This is a genomic window from Rosenbergiella sp. YN46 (assembly GCF_036620675.1).
Classification (GTDB): Bacteria; Pseudomonadota; Gammaproteobacteria; order Enterobacterales; family Enterobacteriaceae; genus Jejubacter.
In genome coordinates this window covers 30,563-51,038 of record NZ_JAZHEE010000017.1, presented here as the reverse complement: position 1 = coordinate 51,038, position 20,476 = coordinate 30,563, and the positions used below count along the sequence as shown (strand labels likewise).

The following is a 20,476-nucleotide window of genomic DNA, read 5'->3' as shown; positions in this document are numbered from 1 at the left end:
TGATAGAATGTGCGATGGTTTTTGGTCATACCAATTTATGATTACCTATGAATCCTGAATCTCCCTCTTTCGAGTCACGCCAGGTCGTCCGTCTGCGGCGTGGTGATATCGTGCGTCGCCTGATCCATCGTGATAAAACACCGCTGGCTATTCTGCTGATGGCTGCCGTGGTCGGCGCCCTGGCTGGGCTGGTCGGGGTGGCGTTTGAGAAGGCCGTGACCTGGGTACAGCACAACCGAATCGGGCTATTAGCTGAAACGGCATATCGCTGGTGGCTGGTATGGCCGACGGCGTTTATCGTTTCGGCGGGGCTTGCGATGGTGGGCTACTGGCTGGTGCGGCGTTTTGCGCCGGAAGCGGGCGGTTCCGGGATTCCGGAGATCGAAGGGGCGCTGGAAGAGATGCGCCCGGTACGCTGGTGGCGGGTTCTGCCGGTCAAATTTATCGGCGGTATGGGAACTCTGGGCGGCGGCATGGTGCTGGGGCGCGAAGGGCCGACGGTGCAGATTGGTGGCAATATCGGACGTATGGTGCTGGATATTTTCCGGGTACGCGGCGCCGAGGCGCGTCATACGCTACTAGCCACCGGCGCGGCGGCGGGGCTTTCTGCGGCCTTTAACGCGCCGCTGGCCGGGATTCTGTTCATTCTTGAAGAGATGCGCCCGCAGTTCCGATACAACCTGATCTCGATTAAAGCCGTTTTTACCGGCGTGATTATGTCGAGTGTGGTGTTCCGCATCTTTAACGGGGAAGGGGCGGTCATCGAAGTCGGTAAACTGATTAACGCGCCGGTAGAGACGCTCTGGCTCTACCTGGTGCTGGGGATGATATTTGGGGTGCTGGGGCCGCTATTTAACGGCATGGTCTTTCGTACTCAGGATATGTTCCAGCGCTTGCACGGTGGCAATATTAAGAAGTGGGTGCTGATTGGCGGGTTGCTGGGTGGTATATGCGGTGTTCTGGGATTGATCGAGCCGGAAGCGGCGGGCGGCGGTTTTGCGCTTATCCCCATTGCCGCCGCCGGTAACTATACGGTGACGACGCTACTGTTTATTTTTATCGCCCGGGTCGTGACCACGCTGCTGTGCTTCTCTTCCGGCGCTCCCGGTGGCATTTTTGCACCGATGCTGGCGCTGGGCACGCTGTTCGGTACCGCATTCGGCATGGTCTGCACGGTCTGGTTTCCCGGCTATAATCTGGAAGCGGGTACCTTTGCCATTGCCGGTATGGGGGCGCTGTTCGCCGCCTCGGTGCGGGCGCCGCTGACCGGTATCGTTCTGGTTCTGGAGATGACCGATAATTACCAGCTCATTTTGCCGATGATTATCACCTGTCTGGGCGCTACCCTGTTAGCCCAGTTCCTGGGAGGTAAACCGCTCTATTCGTCGATCCTTGCTCGCACCCTGGCAAAACAGGAGGCGGACAGGCAACTGGGGCAGCAGAAGGAGAAAGTCCCGGTTCAGGAGAATACTTGAACGATTTACCAGGGTATTGGATAATGGCATCAAAGATCGGGTTGATTTTTACCCGACGATGTCCTTAGTTGGGAGCAAAAAATGAGTGATGACGTAGCGCTGCCCCTGCAGTTTACCGATGCGGCAGCCAGTAAAGTAAAACACCTGATCGCAGATGAGGAAAACCCGAATCTGAAGCTGCGCGTGTACATCACCGGTGGTGGTTGCAGCGGCTTCCAGTATGGCTTTACGTTCGATGACCAGGTCAACGAAGGCGATATGACCATTGAGAAACAGGGCGTATCGCTGGTGGTGGATCCCATGAGTCTGCAATATCTGGTCGGCGGATCCGTTGATTATACCGAGGGTCTGGAAGGCTCCCGCTTTGTGGTGAACAACCCGAACGCGACCAGCACCTGCGGTTGCGGTTCTTCGTTCAGCATTTAATTTTCAGCTTTGGCTGACATGGGGCCGCGCATAATGCGCGGCCTTGTTGTTTTTACTGGCGGTCTTCGAGCGCAAAGGTGGGCAGCTTCAGATGCCAGCGGATGGCGGCCAGACGAATGCTCAGCGTCACGGCCATACCGATCATACTGGCCTGCTCCAGCGGAACCTGAAAGATATCCCATGCGGTGGCGTGGACGATACCGCCAACGATGCAGGCAGTGGCATAGATTTCGGTGCGCAGGATCATTGGAACTTCACGCGCCAGTACGTCGCGGATAATGCCACCCCCCACGCCGGTCAGCACTCCCATGCAAACGGCTATCAACGGCCCGGTTCCGGCCTGGAAGGCTTTATTCACCCCGATGCCGACAAATACCGCAAGGCCGACAGCGTCCAGTACAGGTAGCGTCCATTTCGGCAGACGTCTGGGCTGTCGCACCAGTATAATAGTCAGCATGCTGGTGACCATCGCCACTACCAGGTCGGTAGGATCCTTCACCCAGAATACCGGGCCGTTATCCAGCGCCATATCGCGAATGGTTCCGCCACCCACTGCGGTTACCACCCCGAGAACCAGTACTCCGAAGGGATCCATACGGAGTTTTCCCGCCAGCAGAACGCCGGAAATCGCAAAGACGGCCGTGCCAATAATATCCAGCCAGTAGACCAGCATGCAGAGAGCCTCAACTCGGTGATTTCAGATGCGACAACGCCCCGCAAAGCTGCCGGGCGGCGAGGATAATACGCGGCCCGGCCCGTTCAAACCAGTCCTCTTTCAGGCTAATTACCGGCACCGGCAGCGTGGTTCCCCAGAAGCGCCGAACGGCAGCCGCTTTTTGTTCCCCACCTGGCGTAATAATAGCCTGAGGCCGACGGGCCAGCACCTGTTCCCGACTCACCTGGGGCCAGGGCACCTTACTTTCGGCAAAGATGTTGTCACCACCGCAGGTTTCCAGCAGTTGATTCTGGAGTGAACGGGCAGAACTTGTGAACAGTGGACGGTCGCCAAACTGTAAAAATACCCGCCGTTTCGGGCGTTCGCTGTAGTGCCGCTGTAGCATTTTCCACTGTTCGCGCAGTTGGGCCGCCGCCTGGTGCGCCTTATCTGGCGCCGGACTCCACTCCGCCAGTTGCTGTAGTACGTCTGCGACCTCTTCGACCCGGACGGGATCGAGCCACAGCACCTTTACGCCGAATCGGGACAGTTGCTCGATGGGACGACGGGGGTTTCCGCCGCGCCAGGCCAGGATCAGGTCTGGTTTCAGAGCCAGAATTCGTTCGACCTTAATGCCCTGCCAGTCCGCCACCTGTTCAATATTTTTCGCCTGTTCGGGATAGTCTGACCAGGCGCTGACAGCCACGGGGGTAATGCCAGCGGCAAAGGCCAGTTCGGTATTAGCAGGAGAGAGTGAAATAACGCGCGGCGCGGCAAACAGCCACGCCGGTACCAGCATCAGCAGAGCGCAGAGCATGGCTCTGCCACGCCAGTTAGCCATGGGCCAGCTTTTGCACCAGCGATTCTACCATCAGGCTGGACTGGCGGGCCGCGACAGTCAGGAACTCTTCGAAGCTCAGGTGCGACTCCTGGTCGGCTACGTCGGAAATGGCGCGTACCACCACGAACGGGGTAGCGAAATTATGGCAGACGTGACCGATAGCGGTAGCCTCCATCTCTACGGCAATCGCCTGCGGGAAGCGGCTGCGAATTTTCGACAGGTTTTCCGCGCCGTTAATGAATGCGTCGCCGCTGACCACCAGACCACGCACGGCGTGCAGGCTTAATGCGTCAATGCAGCGTTCGGCTGCGTTAATCAGCCCTTTGTCGGCCGTGAAGGCCGCCGGGCAGCCCGCCATCTGGCCGTATTCATAGCCAAATGCGGTGACATCTGCGTCATGGTAGCGGACTTCGTCGGAAACGACGATATCACCCACTTTCAGCGACGGCGCCAGGCCACCCGCCGAACCGGTATTGATCACCACGTCTGGTTTGCAGCACTCCAGCATCAGAGCGGCGCCCATCGCGGCGGCCACTTTACCGATGCCTGATTTCAGCAGGGCCACCTCTACGCCATTCAGCGTGCCGGTATAGATTTCGCTGCCGCCCAGTTTGAGCGTCTGGCGGTTTTCAATTTTGTCGCGCAGTAGCGTGACTTCTTCTTCCATTGCACCAATGATGCCAACTTTCATTCGGGTACTCTCCAGGGCTAATTTGGCTGTATAGTCTATCATGGCTGGAAAAACGGGAGGGAGCATGAACGGTATTGATTTTCGCAGGAAAATAAACTGGCACCGCCGGTTTCGTTCGCCGCAGGGAGAGAAAACGGAGCATGAAATTCTGCGGATTTTTGAAAGCGATCGCGGCAGGATAATCAATTCGCCGGCTATCCGTCGCCTGCAGCAGAAGACTCAGGTCTTTCCGCTGGAGCGCAATGCGGCGGTGCGTACCCGGCTAACTCACTCCATGGAGGTGCAGCAGGTAGGGCGTTATATCGCCCGTGAGGTGTTGAGCCGCCTGAAAGAGCTGAAGCTGCTGGAACCTTACGGACTTGATGAACTGACCGGGCCTTTTGAGAGTATCGTCGAGATGGCCTGCCTGATGCACGATATCGGCAACCCGCCGTTCGGCCATTTTGGCGAAGCGGCCATCAATGACTGGTTTCGCCAGCGCCTGTTTCCGGAAGACTCCCGTCATGGCGCCGAACGCGATACGCGCTGTGAAATAGCCTGCCTGCGGCTGCGGGAAGGGGAGCATGAGCAGAATGTCCTGCGGGCTCGGGTACGTCAGGATCTCTGCCATTTTGAGGGTAACGCCCAGGGCATTCGTCTGGTGCATTCACTACTGCGGATGAATTTAACCTGGGCTCAGGTGGGCTGTATTCTGAAATATACCCGACCAGCCTGGGATGCCGACCAACCACCGGAAGCCTTTCGCTATCTGATGAAAAAGCCCGGCTTTTATCTTTCTGAAGAGGCCTATATCGCCCGGCTGCGGCGCGAGCTGGATATGGACGAATACTGTCGTTTTCCTTTGACGTGGATTATGGAAGCGGCCGATGATATTTCTTACTGCGTGGCGGATCTGGAAGATGCGGTAGAAAAAAATATTTTCACTGTAGAGCAGCTTTACCAGCACCTGAAAACCAGTTGGGGAGAACCTCGTCCCGGCGATCTGTTTTCTGTCGTGGTTAATGACGCCTGGGAAAAATCAGGCACTAATACCATGCGGCGTAGTTCGGAAGATCAGTTCTTTATGTACCTGCGGGTCAATACGCTGAACAAGCTGGTGCCCTATGCCGCCCAGCGCTTTATTGATAATATTGAGCAAATATACGCTGGGTCGTTTAATCATGCGCTGCTGGAGGACGACAGCCCATTCAGCCGTTTGCTGGAGCTGTATAAGCAGGTAGCGAAGCGCCACGTTTTTTGCCATCCCGAAGTGGAGCAACTGGAGCTTCAGGGCTACCGCGTCATTAGCGGCCTGCTGGATATTTATCGTCCGCTGTTAATGATGTCGTTTCAGGATTTTCAGGAAATGGTGGCGAATAATAGCGTACGCCATTTGCCGATCGAAACCCGGCTGTACCATAAATTATCGACCAAACACTGCCTTTCTTATATTGAGGCAATCAGGAATTTGCCAGAAAACTCGTCTGACATGGAGGTAATGGAGTTTTATTATCGCTGTCGTTTGATTCAGGACTATATCAGCGGAATGACCGATCTCTACGCCTGGGACGAATACCGGCGGCTGATGGCGGTGACCTGAGTTGCCGCTTTGTAAAGACGTACAATAAATTTTTACTTTTTCCGTAAGTTATTTAGGGGAACTTCGCGCTATAAATTCACTCTGATTATTGCCATAAACAAAAGCCATTCTGGCTCGCTCAGTATTTAAAGAAATTTGAGATTGAAACTGATGAAAAAAACCACGTTAGCAATGAGTGCGCTGGCTCTGAGTCTGGGCCTGGCGCTGACCCCTGCGTCATTCGCCTCCGCCGCTGAGACTGCTTCTTCCTCCGTCGCGTCGCAACAGATGCCAAGTCTGGCGCCGATGCTGGAAAAAGTGATGCCATCGGTGGTGAGTATTAACGTAGAAGGGAGTACTACGGTTAATACACCGCGTATGCCGCGTAATTTCCAGCAATTCTTTGGCGATAATTCGCCGTTTTGCCAGGACGGGTCGCCTTTCCAGAGTTCGCCCTTCTGTCAGCAGGGCGGTGCTGATGGCGGCCAGCAGCAGAAATTTATGGCGCTGGGCTCCGGGGTCATTATTAATGCCGAAAAAGGCTATGTGGTGACCAACAACCACGTTGTCGATAAGGCGACCAGCATTAAGGTTCAACTGAGCGATGGACGTAAGTTCGACGCCAAGGTGGTTGGTAAGGATCCCAGGTCTGATATCGCACTGATTGAGCTGAAAGATCCGAAGAACCTGAGCGCGATTAAACTGGCGGATTCCGACGCTCTGCGGGTGGGTGATTACACCGTCGCTATCGGTAACCCCTATGGTCTGGGGGAAACTGTGACCTCAGGTATTGTTTCCGCATTGGGGCGTAGCGGGCTGAATGTGGAAAATTATGAAAACTTCATTCAGACCGATGCCGCGATTAACCGCGGTAACTCCGGCGGCGCGCTGGTTAACCTGAACGGCGAACTGATTGGTATCAACACCGCTATTCTGGCGCCGGACGGCGGCAACATCGGTATCGGTTTCGCCATCCCCAGCAATATGGTGAAGAGCCTGACCGAACAGATGGTGAAATATGGTCAGGTCAAGCGCGGTGAACTGGGAATTATGGGAACCGAGCTGAACTCCGATCTGGCGAAAGCCATGAAGGTCGATGCCCAGCGTGGCGCCTTCGTAAGCCAGGTGATGCCGAACTCTTCCGCAGCGAAGGCTGGCGTCAAGGCGGGTGACGTTATTGTTTCTATGAACGGTAAGCCTGTCAGCAGCTTTGCCGCGCTGCGCGCCCAGGTAGGCAGCATGCCGGTGGGCAGCAAAGTGGCGCTGGGTCTGCTGCGTGAAGGCAAGCAGGTTTCCGTTAACCTGGAGTTGCAGCAGAGCAGCCAGAACCAGGTGGACTCTTCCAGCGTCTTCAACGGTATCGAAGGGGCTGAACTGAGCAACCGCGCGGGTAAAGATAAAGGTGTTATCGTCAATAGCGTTAAAGGTAATACTCCGGCGGCGCGTATCGGCCTGAAGAAGGGCGATATCATCGTTGGCGCTAACCAGCAGCCGGTTAACAATATTGCGGAACTGCGTAAGATTCTCGACAGTAAACCGTCGGTACTGGCGCTGAACATTCAGCGCGGCGATACCTCCATCTACCTGCTGATGCAGTAATTTTTCTGCCATCGAGAATAGGGCCGCTTATGCGGCCTTTTTTTGTGAAGTTTTACACATCTCCATATCCTGATGCCATGCTTTGGGCATTTGCACAATGTTATCGCCGTATCTCTGGCATATGCTGGAACGTCGGATGAGCAAGAGGTGGAATTATGGCGGACTGGCACCTGAATGACCTGATGGCGCAGGAGATTGTGGATCGGACGATGCGCATTATCGATACCAATATCAACGTCATGGATGCGCGTGGCAGGATTATTGGTAGTGGAGACCAGGAGCGAGTTGGCGAGTTGCACGAAGGTGCGTTACTGGTGCTCTCTCAGGGAAGGGTTGTGGATATCGACGATGCGGTAGCGCGCCATCTGCACGGGGTGCGTCAGGGAATTAACCTGCCGCTGCGTCTGGAAGGCGAGATAGTCGGCGTTATCGGGCTGACTGGTGCCCCACAGACGCTGCGCCAGTATGGTGAACTGGTCTGTATGACGGCGGAGATGATGCTGGAGCAGTCGCGGCTGATGCATCTGCTGGCCCAGGATCGCCGGCTGCGCGAAGAACTGGTGATGAACCTGATTCAGGCAGAAGAGCATACGCCAGCGCTGGTGGAGTGGGCGCAGCGGCTGGGCATTGATCTTAATCAGCCACGGGTGGTGGCCGTAGTCGAGGTGGACAGCGGCCAGTTGGGGGTGGACAGCGCGATGGAGGAGTTACAGCGCCTGCAGAATGCCCTGACCACGCCGGAACGTAATAATCTGATAGCGATTGTCTCCCTGACGGAAATGGTGGTGCTGAAACCGGCCCTGAACGCGTTTGGCCGCTGGGACGCGGACGATCACCGCAAACGTGTAGAACAGCTATTATCCCGTATGGAAGAGAGCGGCCATCCGCGTTTTCGTATCGCACTGGGGAACTATTTCACCGGCCAGGGGGCGATTGCCCGATCGTGGCGTACGGCCCGAACCACCATGATGGTGGGTAAACAGAGAATGCCGGAACAGCGCTGCTATTTTTATCAGGATCTGATGTTGCCGGTACTGCTTGATGGTTTGCGCGGCGGCTGGCAGGCTAACGAACTGGCCCGGCCGCTGGCCCGCCTTAAATCGATGGACAACAACGGCCTGCTGCGCCGTACCCTGAATGCCTGGTTCCGCCATAATGTTCAGCCGCTGGCAACCTCAAGGGCGCTGTTTATTCATCGTAATACGCTGGAATACCGCTTGAATCGGGTCGCGGAGTTAACGGGGCTTAATCTGGGTCATTTCGACGATCGGCTGTTGCTGTATATCGCCCTGCAACTGGATGAGCAGCAGGGCGGCGTTGGCTAAAGCTATTTGCGGGTCAGCTTTTCGAGATCGGCTTCGATCTCGCTGATTTTGTTGGCCACTACGCTTTCCAGATGGCGCAGGTCGTCAAGAATCTTGCGCTTCAAATCGACATCGCTGCGCTCGCGCTGGCAGATTTGATCGAGTTCGTCGATCACGTAGCGCAGATTAGGACTGATTTCCTGAACTTCCCGGTATCCCTGACCGGCGCCGCCTGCAGCGACTGTTTTACGCTGGCGCGGGTATTTAAACTTCACGCTTTTGGCGAAGAATTCGCCTTTATCCTTCTGAAAGTAGATCTTCAGGATATCGTTGTTCGCCTCCTGGCGCAGGCTGTAGCGGTCAATCTCTTGCGGGTTGGTGATGCCAAGGCTTTTCAGATTATCGTACATAGCGGCGTTTTCCCCTTTAAGCGAAACGAGAGCAACCAGTAGATAGTTACCGGAAAGCGGATTTTTTGCCAGTCCGAAGAGTGAAAACCCCGGTTGGGTTCTCGTAACTATTGGGCGTCAGGACATAAGACGGTAAGACATAGCGCTGAAAGAGCCAGGTCGGTCTGGCGGCGTGCTCAATGCGGCGTAGGGATAAAAAAGGCGGCGCCGGAAGCCGGCGCCGCCCCGAACGTAACTGACGGGCGCTTAGTCGATAGAGCGCAGCAGTTCGTTAATGCCAACCTTGCCGCGAGTTTTCGCGTCGACTTTTTTGACGATGACTGCGCAGTAGAGGCTGTATTTGCCATCTTTGGAAGGCAGATTGCCGGAAACCACGACAGAACCTGCCGGAACGCGGCCGTAGTGTACTTCGCCGGTTTCGCGGTCATAAATTTTGGTGCTCTGGCCGATATAGACGCCCATGGAGATCACGGAGCCTTCTTCAACGATAACCCCTTCGACGATTTCAGAGCGCGCGCCGATAAAGCAGTTGTCTTCGATGATGGTCGGGTTTGCCTGTAGCGGCTCCAGGACGCCGCCGATGCCCACACCGCCGGACAGATGTACGTTTTTACCGATCTGGGCGCAGGAGCCTACGGTCGCCCAGGTATCCACCATGGTGCCTTCATCAACGTATGCGCCGATGTTAACGTAAGAGGGCATCAGTACGCTGTTGCGGGCGATAAACGCGCCCTGGCGTACCGCGGCTGGCGGCACCACGCGGAAGCCTTCCTTCTGGAAGCGCGCTTCGTCGTAGTCGGCGAATTTCATCGGCACCTTGTCGAAATAGAGGCTTTCCGCTCCTTCCATGACCTGGTTATCATTAATGCGAAAGGAGAGCAGGACCGCCATCTTCAGCCACTGATGGGTCACCCACTGGCCGTCAACTTTCTCGGCTACTCGCAGTGCGCCGCTGTCGAGCAGGGCGATAACCTGGTTGATAGCATCGCGGGTTTCACAATCAACGTTGGCCGGCGTAATGTCGGCGCGGCGTTCGAAGGCGGACTCAATCACTTTTTGAAGCTGCTGCATTGTTTTGCTCTTTCCTGATGGCTAATTGTTACTTAAAAGAAGTTACCCTTTATCGTTTGGATTAAGGGCCTCTGTCAACCGTTGCTGTACTTCGCGTTGTAGATCTTCCCCCAACGCCCGTCCTTCTGCGGTCGCCAGGATAAACAAATCCTCTACCCGCTCGCCAATGGTGGTGATCCGCGCGCCGTGCAGGGAGATACCGAGATCGGCGAAGATCTGCCCAACGATAGCCAGCAGCCCCGGTTGGTCGAGGGCAATCAGCTCCATAAACGAGCGGCGCTCGGTATGGGTCGGTAGAAAGGTGATTTCGGTCGGCACATTAAAGTGGCGCAGCCTGGCAGACTGGCGACGCGGGCGCGGCGGTTGCCAGCTGCGCTGGGTGATGGTCTGTTCCAGTCCCTGAATGATGGCGTCGTGGCGATCGGCGGAAAGCGGCGTGCCGTCTGGCTCCAGAACGATAAAAGTATCCATCGCCATACCGTCGCGGGTGGTGAAGACCTGGGCGTCGTGGACGCTCAGATTACGTCTGTCCAGTTCGCCGCAGACTGCGGCGAACAGGTAAGGCCTGTCCGGGCTCCAGATAAAGATTTCGGTGCCGCCGCGGGTGGCCTGCGGGCTGAGCAGGATAATAGGTTGGTTCAGATCGTGGCGTAGCAGGTGGCGGGCGTGCCAGGCCAGCTGATTCGGACTGTGGCGCACGAAATAACTGGCGCGACAGCGGCGCCAGATTTGATGCAGCGCCTCTTCGTCGATGCTCTCCATTCGCAGCAGCGCCAGCGCCTGGCTCTGATGATGGCGCACCCGCTCACGCATATCCGGCGTATTGTGCATTCCGCGCCTGAGCTGCTTTTCGGTAGCGAAATAGAGCTCGCGCAGCAGGCTCTGTTTCCAGCTGTTCCACAGGGTTTCGTTGGTAGCACAGATATCTGCCACCGTCAGGCATACCAGGTAGCGCAGGCGGTTTTCGGTCTGCACCTCTTTGGCAAACTGTTTGATCACTTCTGGATCCTGAATGTCGCGGCGCTGGGCGGTGACCGACATTAGCAGATGCTGGCGCACCAGCCAGGCGGCCAGCTGGCTTTCGCGGGAGTTCAGACCGTGCAGTTCGGCAAAAGCCTGAACGTCCTGGGCGCCCAGTATGGAGTGATCGCCGCCGCGCCCTTTGGCGATGTCGTGGAACAGCGCGGCGATAAAGATCAGTTCGGGGTGACTCAACCGCGGCCAGAGATCGACGCACAGCGGATGGCGCTGGCGGGTCTCTTCATCGCCAAAGCTTTCGAGCTTCAACAAAACCCGCACGGTGTGTTCGTCCACGGTGTAGGCGTGGAACAGGTCGAACTGCATCTGGCCGACGATGTGCCCCCACTGCGGCATATAGGCCCAGAGTACGCTGTATTTGTGCATTGGCAGCAGGCCGTGGCGCACCATGCCGGGGTGGCGCAGCATGGCCAGAAACAGTTCGCGGGCTTGCGGAATATAGCACAGCGGCTGTTTCAGATTACGGCGAGCGTGACGCAACTGGCGCAGGGTTGTGGAGTAAATTCCGCTAATCTCGCGGTTGCGTACCATGGTGTAAAACATGCGCAAAATAGCCTGAGGCTCGCGCATAAACAGCGTTTCGTCACGCAAATCGATAAGCGAGCCGCGCAGCTGGAAGTCATCATCGATAGGGCGAGGCCTTTCATCCGCAGGCAGCGCCAGAATCGCTTCGTCGAACAGCTGCAACAGCACCTGGTTCAGTTCGCTGACCCGGTGCATGACGCGATAGAAGTTTTTCATCATCTGTTCGACCGGCGCATTGCCGTCACCGCTATAGTTCAGACGCCGGGCGACACTCAGTTGTCGGTCGAACAACAGACGGTTGTCGTAGCGCTTCAGCTCCAGATGCAGCGCGAAGCGGATACGCCATAGCTGAATCTGGCATTCGTTTAGTTCGACGCGTTCAGCGTCGGTCAGAAAGCCGAAGCCGACCATCTCATTTAGCGACGTGGCGCCGAAGTGGCGACGGGCTACCCACTGAAGAGTGTGAATATCGCGCAGGCCGCCGGGGCTGTTTTTGATATCCGGCTCCAGATTGTAGCTGGTGCCATGATAGCGCTGATGGCGTTCTTCCTGCTCCGCCACTTTGGCGGCGAAAAACCTCTCCGATGGCCAGAAGTCGTCGCTGAATACCCGCTTCTGCATTTCCAGAAACAGCGTGACGTCGCCGGTCAGCAGACGTGATTCGATAAGGTTAGTGGCGATGGTCAGATCGTTAAGCCCTTCCTGAAGACACTCCTCCAGGGGACGCACGCTGTGCCCTGGCTCCAGACGCAAATCCCAGAGCGTGGTTATCAGGTTGCTCACTTTTTGTACCATTGATTCCGGCAGCGGTTCGCGGCTCAGGAGCAGTAGATCGATATCCGACAGGGGGTGCAATTCGCCGCGGCCGTAACCGCCCACGGCGATCAGTGCCAGCCCGGGAACCTCACCGAAGCCGCTATGGCGCCACAGACGTTGCAGGAGTTGATCGATAAATTCGGTGCGGGCGTTGATAAGTTTATCGACCGTTACGCCATCGTCAAAGGCGCAACCCAGCCATTGATGGAAGTCGTCCAGATGACCGCGCAGGATATCGAGAGAGAAGTTTTCTTCCTGCCAGGTGTTGGGATTTTCCGGCTGGCCGGGGAGGGTGGCCCGTGTCGTATTCAGATGAGGTGAACTGTTATCCATGCGGGGGCCCATAAAAAAGCCGGCATGCGCCGGCTTCAGCGGTTATTCATCATGCGATATTACGCGCGGGATGGTGTCATCTTTGCGCAGGGTCAGAATCTCGCAGCCGTTCTCGGTAACCACAATAGTATGCTCATACTGTGCAGACAAGCTGCGATCTTTGGTTTTCACCGTCCAGCCGTCTTTCATGGTGCGAATACGGTAATCGCCGGCGTTAACCATCGGCTCGATGGTGAAAGTCATACCGGTTTTCAGCACCACGCCGCCATCGTCGGCATCATAATGCAGAACCTGGGGCTCTTCATGGAAACCTTCTCCGATGCCGTGACCGCAGTATTCACGCACCACGGAAAAGCCTTCCGCTTCCACAAATTTCTGGATTGCGGCGCCCAGCGTGCGCAGGCGGATGCCGGGTTTTACCATGCGCAGCGCCAGGTAAAGGCTTTCCTGGGTAATGCGGCACAGGCGTTCGCCAAGGATAGTCGGCTTGCCAACGATAAACATTTTGGACGAGTCACCGTGGAAACCGTCTTTAATCACAGTGACGTCGATATTGACGATATCGCCATCCTTCAGGTGCTTATCGTCGCTGGGGATGCCGTGGCACACCACTTCGTTAATCGAGATACAGACCGATTTCGGAAAGCCGTGATAGCCCAGGCAGGCGGAAACTGCCTGTTGTTCGTTGACGATGTAGTCGTTGCAGATGCGATCCAGCTCGCCGGTTGTGACGCCGGGCACCACGTGGGGTTCGATCATCTCCAGCACTTCGGCGGCCAGGCGGCCCGCGACGCGCATTTTTTCAATATCTTCAGGTGTTTTGATTGAGATTGCCATGCAATGTGATCCGCTGTGTCGGGGTTTCGACAATAATTAATGATAGCGCTAATGGTATCAGGGCAGATCCAGGTAGCCAAATTGCGAATGATGCTATCCGTTACCCGCCAACAACTATTGGAGTCCAGCGCCGGTTTGTGGTATAAAGCGCGCCGGAATTCTATTTCGTATAGCAGGTAGCATACGGAACGGAACAGACGAAAACTCACTTTGTGTATAACACACACGTATCGACACATATTCCGGGGTGCTCTTCGGAGTCGGCAATATGGGATACGTGGAGGCATAACCCCACTTTAATCTATAGAGGTTTAAACATGGCAACTGTTTCCATGCGCGATATGCTCAAGGCTGGTGTTCACTTCGGTCACCAGACCCGTTACTGGAACCCGAAAATGAAGCCGTTCATCTTCGGCGCGCGTAACAAAGTACACATCATCAACCTTGAGAAAACGGTACCGATGTTCAACGAAGCTCTGGCTGAGCTGAACAAAATCTCTGCCCGTAAAGGCAAGATCCTGTTCGTTGGTACTAAGCGCGCTGCAAGCGAAGCGGTAAAAGAAGCTGCAACCAACTGCGATCAGTTCTTTGTGAACCATCGCTGGCTGGGCGGCATGCTGACCAACTGGAAAACCGTTCGTCAGTCCATCAAGCGTCTGAAAGATCTGGAAACTCAGTCTCAGGACGGCACCTTTGACAAGCTGACCAAAAAAGAAGCGCTGATGCGTTCCCGTGAACTGGACAAGCTGGAAAACAGCCTGGGCGGTATCAAGGACATGGGCGGCCTGCCGGACGCGCTGTTCGTTATCGACGCCGATCACGAGCACATCGCTATCAAAGAAGCAAACAACTTAGGGATTCCGGTATTTGCTATCGTTGATACCAACTCCGATCCGGACGGCGTTGACTTCGTTATCCCGGGTAACGATGACGCAATTCGCGCTGTTAGCCTGTACCTGAACGCTGTTTCCGCGACTATCCGCGAAGGTCGTTCTCAGGATCTGGCTACCCAGGCGGAAGAAAGCTTCGTTGAAGCTGAATAATAAGGTTCGCTCTTTTAGAGCCCTTATTAACCAGGTATAAAAAGTTTGGTTAGGGGGCCTGTCTCAGGCCCCTTTTTTGTTTGAGTCCGACTTGTCAGACTATTCTTCTGATGAGTCGTACTGTACCGCCATACCTTGAAGGTATGGGGTAGATCTCATCGCACGAGATAACCGAGGATTAAATAATGGCTGAAATTACCGCTTCCCTGGTAAAAGAGCTGCGCGAGCGTACCGGCGCAGGCATGATGGATTGTAAAAAAGCGCTGGTCGAAGCTAACGGCGACATCGATCTGGCTATCGAGAACATGCGTAAATCCGGCGCTATCAAAGCGGCGAAGAAAGCTGGCAACGTGGCTGCTGACGGCGTTGTTAAAACCAAAATCATGGGCGACTACGGTGTGATTCTGGAAATTAACTGCCAGACTGACTTCGTGGCTAAAGATGCTGGTTTCCAGGCATTTGCAGACAAAGTGCTGGATGCTGCCGCTAACGGCAAAGTATCTGACGTTGAAGCCCTGAAAGCTCAGTTCGAAGAAGAGCGTGTTGCGCTGGTTGCTAAAATTGGTGAAAACATCAATATCCGCCGCGTGGCTATCCTGGAAGGCGCTCAGTTGGGCGACTACCTGCACGGCGCACGCATCGGTGTTCTGGTTGCCGCAACCGGTGCCGACGAAGAGCTGCTGAAAGATCTCGCTATGCACGTTGCTGCCAGCAAACCGGAATTCGTGAAGCCGGAAGATGTATCTGCTGACGTGGTTGAGAAAGAGTACCAGGTTCAGCTGGACATCGCGATGCAGTCCGGTAAGCCGAAAGAGATCGCAGAGAAAATGGTTGAAGGTCGTATGAAGAAATTCACCGGCGAAGTTTCTCTGACCGGCCAGGCTTTCGTTAAAGATCCGAGCAAAACCGTGGGCCAGCTGCTGAAAGAGAAAGGCGCTGACGTGACCGGTTTCATCCGCTTCGAAGTGGGTGAAGGCATCGAGAAAGTTGAAGCTGATTTTGCGGCTGAAGTAGCTGCTATGTCCAGACAGCAGTAATGCTGTTAAAGGAGCCGCCTGGGGGCGGCTCTTTTTTGTCCGTAACTAACGGACTGCGCCTGAATTCCGGTCGTCGGGCATTTTTTCCTTCGCCGACGGGCAAACGGGCGCAACGGTCAGAGACCATTATCAGCCTGCTCTGATTTCGCTTTGACCGCTATGCGACAACACTCTGTCGCCAGGCTTAACCATCCCATTTGTTGACTGTTCCAGGAAAGAAACATGGCTACCAATGCAAAACCCGTCTATAAACGCATTCTGCTCAAACTGAGCGGCGAAGCGCTGCAAGGTGCAGAGGGCTTCGGTATTGATGCAAGCATACTGGACCGCATGGCTCAGGAAATTAAAGAGCTGGTTGAGTTGGGGATCCAGGTTGGGGTGGTTATTGGCGGCGGTAACCTGTTCCGCGGCGCGGGACTGGCCGAAGCCGGTATGAACCGCGTAGTCGGCGACCACATGGGCATGCTGGCAACCGTGATGAACGGTCTGGCCATGCGCGACGCGCTGCACCGCGCCTATGTGAATGCCCGTCTGATGTCCGCTATTCCGCTGAACGGTGTGTGTGATAACTACAGCTGGGCGGAGGCGATCAGCCTGCTGCGCAATGGCCGTGTGGTTATCTTCTCTGCTGGTACCGGGAATCCCTTCTTCACTACCGATTCGGCGGCCTGCCTGCGTGGTATCGAGATCGAAGCTGATGTGGTACTGAAAGCGACTAAGGTCGATGGCGTCTACTCTGCCGATCCGGTAAAAGATCCGAACGCGACCCTGTATGAGCAACTGCACTATCAGGACGTGCTGGAGAAAGAGCTGAAAGTCATGGATCTTGCTGCCTTTACGCTGGCCCGCGATCATAAATTGCCGATTCGCGTTTTCAACATGAACAAGCCGGGCGCGCTGCGTCGGGTGGTTATGGGTGAAAAAGAAGGCACTTTGATTACGGACTAATTTTCGTTTGCCTGGAATCAGGGTAAGATTCCGCCTTCGAAATCGATTTCTCACAGGTTGGCCCGACAAAGAGCGCTATACTTAAGCACACCGCTGCTGGCGGTGCGGGCAGCCTGACAACCAGTATTCAAGGACTTATAACGTGATTAGCGATATCAGAAAAGATGCTGAAGTACGCATGGACAAGTGCGTAGAAGCGTTTAAAAACCAAATCAGCAAAGTCCGTACCGGTCGCGCTTCCCCGAGCCTGCTGGACGGCATCATGGTGGAATACTACGGTGCCGCTACGCCGCTGCGTCAGTTGGCAAGCGTTACTGCGGAAGATTCCCGCACGCTGAAAGTGAACGTGTTCGACCGTTCCATTGCCGCTGCTGTCGAAAAGGCTATCATGACTTCCGATCTGGGGCTGAACCCGAGTTCAGCTGGTGCGGACATCCGCGTACCGCTGCCGCCGCTGACCGAAGAACGCCGTAAGGACCTGATCAAAGTGGTTCGTGGCGATGCCGAAGACGCGCGCGTATCGGTGCGTAACGTTCGTCGTAACGCTAACGACAAAGTTAAAGCGCTGCTTAAAGATAAAGAGATCAGCGAAGACGATGAGCGTCGTTCTCAGGATGATGTTCAGAAACTGACCGATGCGGCCATTAAGAAAATTGATGCGGCGCTGGCAGACAAAGAAAAAGAGCTGATGGATTTCTAATCGCTCTTCGCAAGCCTTATGAAAAACGCCGTACAGGGCGGCTGCTCAAGCGGCCTGCGCTGGCGGCGTTTTTTGCTTCTCAGGTCGTGCGGCCAAGCCGCGCGTTCGATATATACCTCGGGTTTCAGAGCGTTTCATGAAGCATTTGACCATTCTTGGCTCGACCGGCTCTATCGGTTGCAGCACCCTTGATGTGGTTCGCCACAATTCCGAACAGTTCGCCGTTTCCGCGCTGGTGGCAGGAAGCAACGTCTCCCGCATGCTGTCGCAGTGCCTTGAGTTCCAGCCGCGTTATGCGGTGATGGACGATAACGCCAGCGCGCGCGAGCTCGGCGCGCGATTGAAAGAGGCGGGAAGCCGCACCGAAGTGCTGTCCGGCAGGCAGGCCGCCTGCGATATGGCGGCGCTGGACGAGGTCGATCAGGTGATGGCGTCGATCGTCGGCGCAGCCGGGCTGTTACCGACGCTTTCGGCGATTCGGGCCGGTAAGCAGGTGCTGCTGGCCAATAAAGAGTCGCTGGTGACCTGTGGCCGACTGTTTATGGATGCGGTGAAGCAGTCAGGTGCGCAACTTTTGCCCATCGACAGCGAACATAATGCCATTTTTCAGAGTATGCCCGAAACAATTCAGCAACAGCTGGGATACGCTGACCTGGAGGAAAATGGGGTTCGCTCCATCATTCTCACCGGGTCAGGTGGCCCGTTCAGGGAGACGCCGCTGGCGAGTTTCGGGGAAATAACCCCCGAGCAGGCCTGTCGGCATCCGAACTGGTCGATGGGGCGTAAAATCTCCGTCGATTCTGCCACCATGATGAACAAAGGTCTCGAATACATAGAAGCTCGCTGGTTATTTAACGCCTCCGCCGGACAGATGGAGGTGTTGATTCACCCGCAATCGGTGATTCATTCGATGGTGCGCTACCAGGACGGCAGCGTACTGGCGCAGCTGGGAGAGCCGGATATGCGCACGCCTATCGCACATGCTATGGCTTATCCGGAACGCGTTAATTCCGGCGTTGAACCGCTGGATTTTTGCAAGATGGGCTCGCTTAGCTTCCAGATGCCGGATATGCAGCGCTACCCTTGTCTGGAACTGGCCATGACGGCGTTTGAGCAGGGGCAGGCGGCGACCACTGCGCTGAATGCGGCTAATGAGATAGCCGTAGCGGCTTTCCTGGAGGGCGCCATTGGATTCACCGATATTGCGGCGCTAAATCACGACGTACTGGCGACGCTTGCCGTCCCGGAGCCTCGCAGCGTGGAAGAGGTGCTGGGGGTGGATAGCGAAGCGCGAGCGCAGGCATCGGCAAAAATTGCGCGCTTTACCCATTGATAAAGCGGCGTCGTTATACCCGAAGTATGAAGGGTATATTTGTGGCTCCAGGGCTGAGGTGATATAGTCTGCGCCACCCGATGGAAGCTCATTGGTGCTTATCAGGTGGTTAAGCCGTGGTTGACACGGCTTTTTTACGTGAAGGCTTCTGTATTCCTGAGAACCGCTTAATCCTTATCAGGGAAATTAAACGCGTTATGTTGTCTGCTAACCAACCATTAAGCGAAAATTCACCTGCGCATGGAGCACGCCATGTCGCCATTATTATGGATGGCAATGGCCGTTGGGCGAAGAGACAAGGGAAGATGAGGGTCTTTGGCCATAAGGCTGGTGCCAAATCAGTCCGGCGTGCGGTCACTTTTGCTGCCAATAACGGCATCAGTGCGCTGACACTTTATGCCTTCAGCAGCGAAAACTGGAATCGTCCTGCTCAGGAGGTCAGTTCTCTGATGGATCTGTTCGCCTGGGCGTTGGATAGCGAAGTGAAGAACCTGCATCGGAACAACGTGCGGCTGCGTATCATTGGCGATACCTCGCGCTTTAACGCCCGACTACAGGAGCGCATCCGCAAAGCTGAAGCGTTGACGAGTCAGAACACCGGTCTGACGCTGAATATCGCCGCGAACTACGGCGGTCGATGGGATATTATTCAGGGAGTGAAGCGTCTGGCTGCTCAGGTTCAGAATGGCGACCTTCAGCCTGAGCACATCGATGAAGAGATGCTAAACCAGCAGATCTGCATGAATGAGCTGGCTCCCGTAGATTTAGTAATTAGGACAGGGGGAGAGCATCGTATCAGCAACTTTCTGCTGTGGCAGATAGCCTATGCTGAACTCTACTTTACCGATGTTCTCTGGCCTGATTTCGATGAACAAGACTTTGAAGGTGCGTTGCATGCCTTTGCAAATCGCGAGCGACGTTTTGGCGGCACGACACCCGGTGGCAGCTATGCCTGATGGGGGGAGCTTTTGCTGAAGTATCGCCTGATTTCCGCTTTAATTTTGATTCCCGCGGTTATCGCCGCGCTATTGTGGCTGCCGCCGGTTGGCTTCGCGATTACTCTGCTTGCGGTCTGTATGCTGGCCGCCTGGGAGTGGGGGCAACTGAGTGGCTTTAAAAGCCGGTCGCAGCGGGTCTGGCTGGCGGTACTCTGCGGCCTGATTTTGGCCGGGATGCTCTACACTCTGCCTGAATATCACCACCATAGCGCACACTTGCCGCTGATTTCCGGCATCCTTTGGGTTTCGCTGGCCTGGTGGATAGCGGCGTTGATTCTGGTACTGTTTTATCCTGCTTCTGCGGGAATATGGCGTCATTCACGCGTTCTGCGCCTTATCTTCGGTTTGATGACGATCGTTCCCTTTTTCTGGGGCATGCTGGTGCTGCGTAACTGGCATTACGATATCAACCACTACACCGGCGCTATCTGGCTGCTGTATGTCATGCTGTTGGTGTGGGGCGCCGACTCCGGTGCCTACGTCTTCGGTAAGATGTTTGGTCGCCACAAACTGGCGCCACGCGTATCGCCGGGTAAGACCTGGCAGGGATTTATCGGCGGGCTGTTGACTGCTGCGGTCATTGCCTGGCTGTTTGGTTCATGGGCTAATCTGGATGTGGCGCCGACCACGCTGTTCGTCTGTTCTATTTTTGCCACTCTGGCTTCAGTGTTGGGCGATTTGACGGAAAGTATGTTTAAGCGTGAAGCGGGTATTAAGGACAGCGGCCACCTGATTCCGGGACACGGCGGTATTCTGGATCGCATCGACAGCCTGACGGCGGCAGTGCCGGTTTTCGCCTGTCTGTTACTGTTGGTCTTCAGGACGGTCTAAAGGGACA

19 protein-coding genes are annotated in these 20,476 nt (G+C 55.5%); 12 read left to right on the top strand and 7 right to left on the bottom strand.

Going from position 1 to position 20,476, the window contains the following annotated elements; genetic code table 11:
* Positions 1-47 precede the first annotated feature (47 nt).
* Both clcA and erpA read left to right on the top strand, forming a co-directional pair.
* Complete coding sequence (clcA, locus tag V3W49_RS13460) at positions 48-1,475, top strand: H(+)/Cl(-) exchange transporter ClcA (protein WP_500146129.1); 1,428 nt, start codon at positions 48-50, stop codon at positions 1,473-1,475.
* An 81-nt stretch (positions 1,476-1,556) separates the two neighbouring features.
* A complete protein-coding gene (gene erpA, locus V3W49_RS13455; protein WP_500146128.1) occupies positions 1,557-1,901 on the top strand; it encodes an iron-sulfur cluster insertion protein ErpA in 345 nt (114 codons plus the stop codon).
* Positions 1,902-1,953: 52 nt separating this feature from the next.
* Here the strand turns inward: erpA and V3W49_RS13450 are convergent, their stop codons facing one another.
* From V3W49_RS13450 to mtnN, 3 genes are read right to left on the bottom strand one after another with little or no spacing between them, the layout of a single operon-like run.
* Entirely contained in the window at positions 1,954-2,574 is a 621-nt protein-coding gene (locus tag V3W49_RS13450; protein WP_500146127.1) for a TRIC cation channel family protein, read from the bottom strand.
* Positions 2,575-2,584: 10 nt separating this feature from the next.
* On the bottom strand, positions 2,585-3,397 hold the full coding sequence (gene btuF, locus V3W49_RS13445; protein WP_500146125.1) for a vitamin B12 ABC transporter substrate-binding protein BtuF: 813 nt from the start codon (positions 3,395-3,397) through the stop codon (positions 2,585-2,587).
* The gene (gene mtnN, locus V3W49_RS13440) at positions 3,390-4,088 is read right to left on the bottom strand and encodes a 5'-methylthioadenosine/S-adenosylhomocysteine nucleosidase (protein ID WP_500146124.1); all 699 of its coding nucleotides are present in this window, start codon (positions 4,086-4,088) and stop codon (positions 3,390-3,392) included. Before mtnN ends, btuF begins: the two co-directional genes overlap by 8 nt.
* A 64-nt stretch (positions 4,089-4,152) precedes the next feature.
* On the opposite strand from mtnN, the gene dgt reads away from it, so the two are divergent.
* From dgt to V3W49_RS13425, 3 genes are all read left to right on the top strand, one after another.
* Positions 4,153-5,667, top strand: a complete 1,515-nt coding sequence (gene dgt / locus V3W49_RS13435) for a dGTPase (protein ID WP_500146122.1) — start codon at positions 4,153-4,155, stop codon at positions 5,665-5,667.
* Between the two features lie 150 nt (positions 5,668-5,817).
* Positions 5,818-7,245: a serine endoprotease DegP gene (gene degP, locus V3W49_RS13430; protein ID WP_500146120.1), complete on the top strand. Its 1,428-nt coding sequence runs from the start codon at positions 5,818-5,820 to the stop codon at positions 7,243-7,245.
* Positions 7,246-7,400: 155 nt separating this feature from the next.
* Complete coding sequence (locus V3W49_RS13425; RefSeq protein ID WP_500146119.1) at positions 7,401-8,570, top strand: CdaR family transcriptional regulator; 1,170 nt, start codon at positions 7,401-7,403, stop codon at positions 8,568-8,570.
* 2 nt (positions 8,571-8,572) lie between these two features.
* On the opposite strand, the gene V3W49_RS13420 is transcribed toward V3W49_RS13425, so the two are convergent.
* From V3W49_RS13420 to map, 4 genes are all read right to left on the bottom strand, one after another.
* Entirely contained in the window at positions 8,573-8,959 is a 387-nt protein-coding gene (locus V3W49_RS13420) for a DUF3461 family protein (RefSeq protein ID WP_154777606.1), read from the bottom strand.
* A gap of 246 nt (positions 8,960-9,205) precedes the next feature.
* Complete coding sequence (gene dapD / locus V3W49_RS13415; RefSeq protein ID WP_500146117.1) at positions 9,206-10,030, bottom strand: 2,3,4,5-tetrahydropyridine-2,6-dicarboxylate N-succinyltransferase; 825 nt, start codon at positions 10,028-10,030, stop codon at positions 9,206-9,208.
* Between the two features lie 42 nt (positions 10,031-10,072).
* Complete coding sequence (gene glnD, locus V3W49_RS13410) at positions 10,073-12,742, bottom strand: bifunctional uridylyltransferase/uridylyl-removing protein GlnD (RefSeq protein ID WP_500146115.1); 2,670 nt, start codon at positions 12,740-12,742, stop codon at positions 10,073-10,075.
* A gap of 42 nt (positions 12,743-12,784) precedes the next feature.
* Positions 12,785-13,579, bottom strand: a complete 795-nt coding sequence (map, locus tag V3W49_RS13405) for a type I methionyl aminopeptidase (RefSeq protein ID WP_500146113.1) — start codon at positions 13,577-13,579, stop codon at positions 12,785-12,787.
* A 317-nt stretch (positions 13,580-13,896) separates the two neighbouring features.
* On the opposite strand from map, the gene rpsB reads away from it, so the two are divergent.
* From rpsB to cdsA, 7 genes are all read left to right on the top strand, one after another.
* Positions 13,897-14,622 (top strand): 30S ribosomal protein S2, encoded by a 726-nt coding sequence (rpsB, locus tag V3W49_RS13400; protein ID WP_500146112.1) that lies wholly within the window; start codon positions 13,897-13,899, stop codon positions 14,620-14,622.
* A gap of 185 nt (positions 14,623-14,807) precedes the next feature.
* Complete coding sequence (tsf, locus tag V3W49_RS13395; RefSeq protein WP_500146111.1) at positions 14,808-15,659, top strand: translation elongation factor Ts; 852 nt, start codon at positions 14,808-14,810, stop codon at positions 15,657-15,659.
* Positions 15,660-15,881: 222 nt separating this feature from the next.
* Entirely contained in the window at positions 15,882-16,607 is a 726-nt protein-coding gene (pyrH, locus tag V3W49_RS13390; protein WP_500146110.1) for a UMP kinase, read from the top strand.
* 142 nt (positions 16,608-16,749) lie between these two features.
* The gene (gene frr, locus V3W49_RS13385) at positions 16,750-17,307 is read left to right on the top strand and encodes a ribosome recycling factor (protein WP_500146109.1); all 558 of its coding nucleotides are present in this window, start codon (positions 16,750-16,752) and stop codon (positions 17,305-17,307) included.
* A 136-nt stretch (positions 17,308-17,443) separates the two neighbouring features.
* Entirely contained in the window at positions 17,444-18,640 is a 1,197-nt protein-coding gene (gene ispC, locus V3W49_RS13380) for a 1-deoxy-D-xylulose-5-phosphate reductoisomerase (RefSeq protein ID WP_500146108.1), read from the top strand.
* Positions 18,641-18,837: 197 nt separating this feature from the next.
* Complete coding sequence (gene ispU, locus V3W49_RS13375; protein ID WP_500146107.1) at positions 18,838-19,596, top strand: (2E,6E)-farnesyl-diphosphate-specific ditrans,polycis-undecaprenyl-diphosphate synthase; 759 nt, start codon at positions 18,838-18,840, stop codon at positions 19,594-19,596.
* A 12-nt stretch (positions 19,597-19,608) separates the two neighbouring features.
* On the top strand, positions 19,609-20,469 hold the full coding sequence (gene cdsA, locus V3W49_RS13370) for a phosphatidate cytidylyltransferase (protein WP_500146106.1): 861 nt from the start codon (positions 19,609-19,611) through the stop codon (positions 20,467-20,469).
* Positions 20,470-20,476: the final 7 nt, after the last annotated feature.

What these genes read in the sequence shown, in the direction of transcription:
- clcA (WP_500146129.1), top strand. Translation starts at nt 48, where the DNA reads ATGAATCCTGAATCTCCCTCTTTCGAGTCACGCCAGGTCGTCCGTCTG.
- erpA (WP_500146128.1), top strand. Translation starts at nt 1,557, where the DNA reads ATGAGTGATGACGTAGCGCTGCCCCTGCAGTTTACCGATGCGGCAGCC.
- V3W49_RS13450 (WP_500146127.1), bottom strand. Translation starts at nt 2,574, where the DNA reads ATGCTGGTCTACTGGCTGGATATTATTGGCACGGCCGTCTTTGCGATT.
- btuF (WP_500146125.1), bottom strand. Translation starts at nt 3,397, where the DNA reads ATGGCTAACTGGCGTGGCAGAGCCATGCTCTGCGCTCTGCTGATGCTG.
- mtnN (WP_500146124.1), bottom strand. Translation starts at nt 4,088, where the DNA reads ATGAAAGTTGGCATCATTGGTGCAATGGAAGAAGAAGTCACGCTACTG.
- dgt (WP_500146122.1), top strand. Translation starts at nt 4,153, where the DNA reads ATGAACGGTATTGATTTTCGCAGGAAAATAAACTGGCACCGCCGGTTT.
- degP (WP_500146120.1), top strand. Translation starts at nt 5,818, where the DNA reads ATGAAAAAAACCACGTTAGCAATGAGTGCGCTGGCTCTGAGTCTGGGC.
- V3W49_RS13425 (WP_500146119.1), top strand. Translation starts at nt 7,401, where the DNA reads ATGGCGGACTGGCACCTGAATGACCTGATGGCGCAGGAGATTGTGGAT.
- V3W49_RS13420 (WP_154777606.1), bottom strand. Translation starts at nt 8,959, where the DNA reads ATGTACGATAATCTGAAAAGCCTTGGCATCACCAACCCGCAAGAGATT.
- dapD (WP_500146117.1), bottom strand. Translation starts at nt 10,030, where the DNA reads ATGCAGCAGCTTCAAAAAGTGATTGAGTCCGCCTTCGAACGCCGCGCC.
- glnD (WP_500146115.1), bottom strand. Translation starts at nt 12,742, where the DNA reads ATGGATAACAGTTCACCTCATCTGAATACGACACGGGCCACCCTCCCC.
- map (WP_500146113.1), bottom strand. Translation starts at nt 13,579, where the DNA reads ATGGCAATCTCAATCAAAACACCTGAAGATATTGAAAAAATGCGCGTC.
- rpsB (WP_500146112.1), top strand. Translation starts at nt 13,897, where the DNA reads ATGGCAACTGTTTCCATGCGCGATATGCTCAAGGCTGGTGTTCACTTC.
- tsf (WP_500146111.1), top strand. Translation starts at nt 14,808, where the DNA reads ATGGCTGAAATTACCGCTTCCCTGGTAAAAGAGCTGCGCGAGCGTACC.
- pyrH (WP_500146110.1), top strand. Translation starts at nt 15,882, where the DNA reads ATGGCTACCAATGCAAAACCCGTCTATAAACGCATTCTGCTCAAACTG.
- ispC (WP_500146108.1), top strand. Translation starts at nt 17,444, where the DNA reads ATGAAGCATTTGACCATTCTTGGCTCGACCGGCTCTATCGGTTGCAGC.
- ispU (WP_500146107.1), top strand. Translation starts at nt 18,838, where the DNA reads ATGTTGTCTGCTAACCAACCATTAAGCGAAAATTCACCTGCGCATGGA.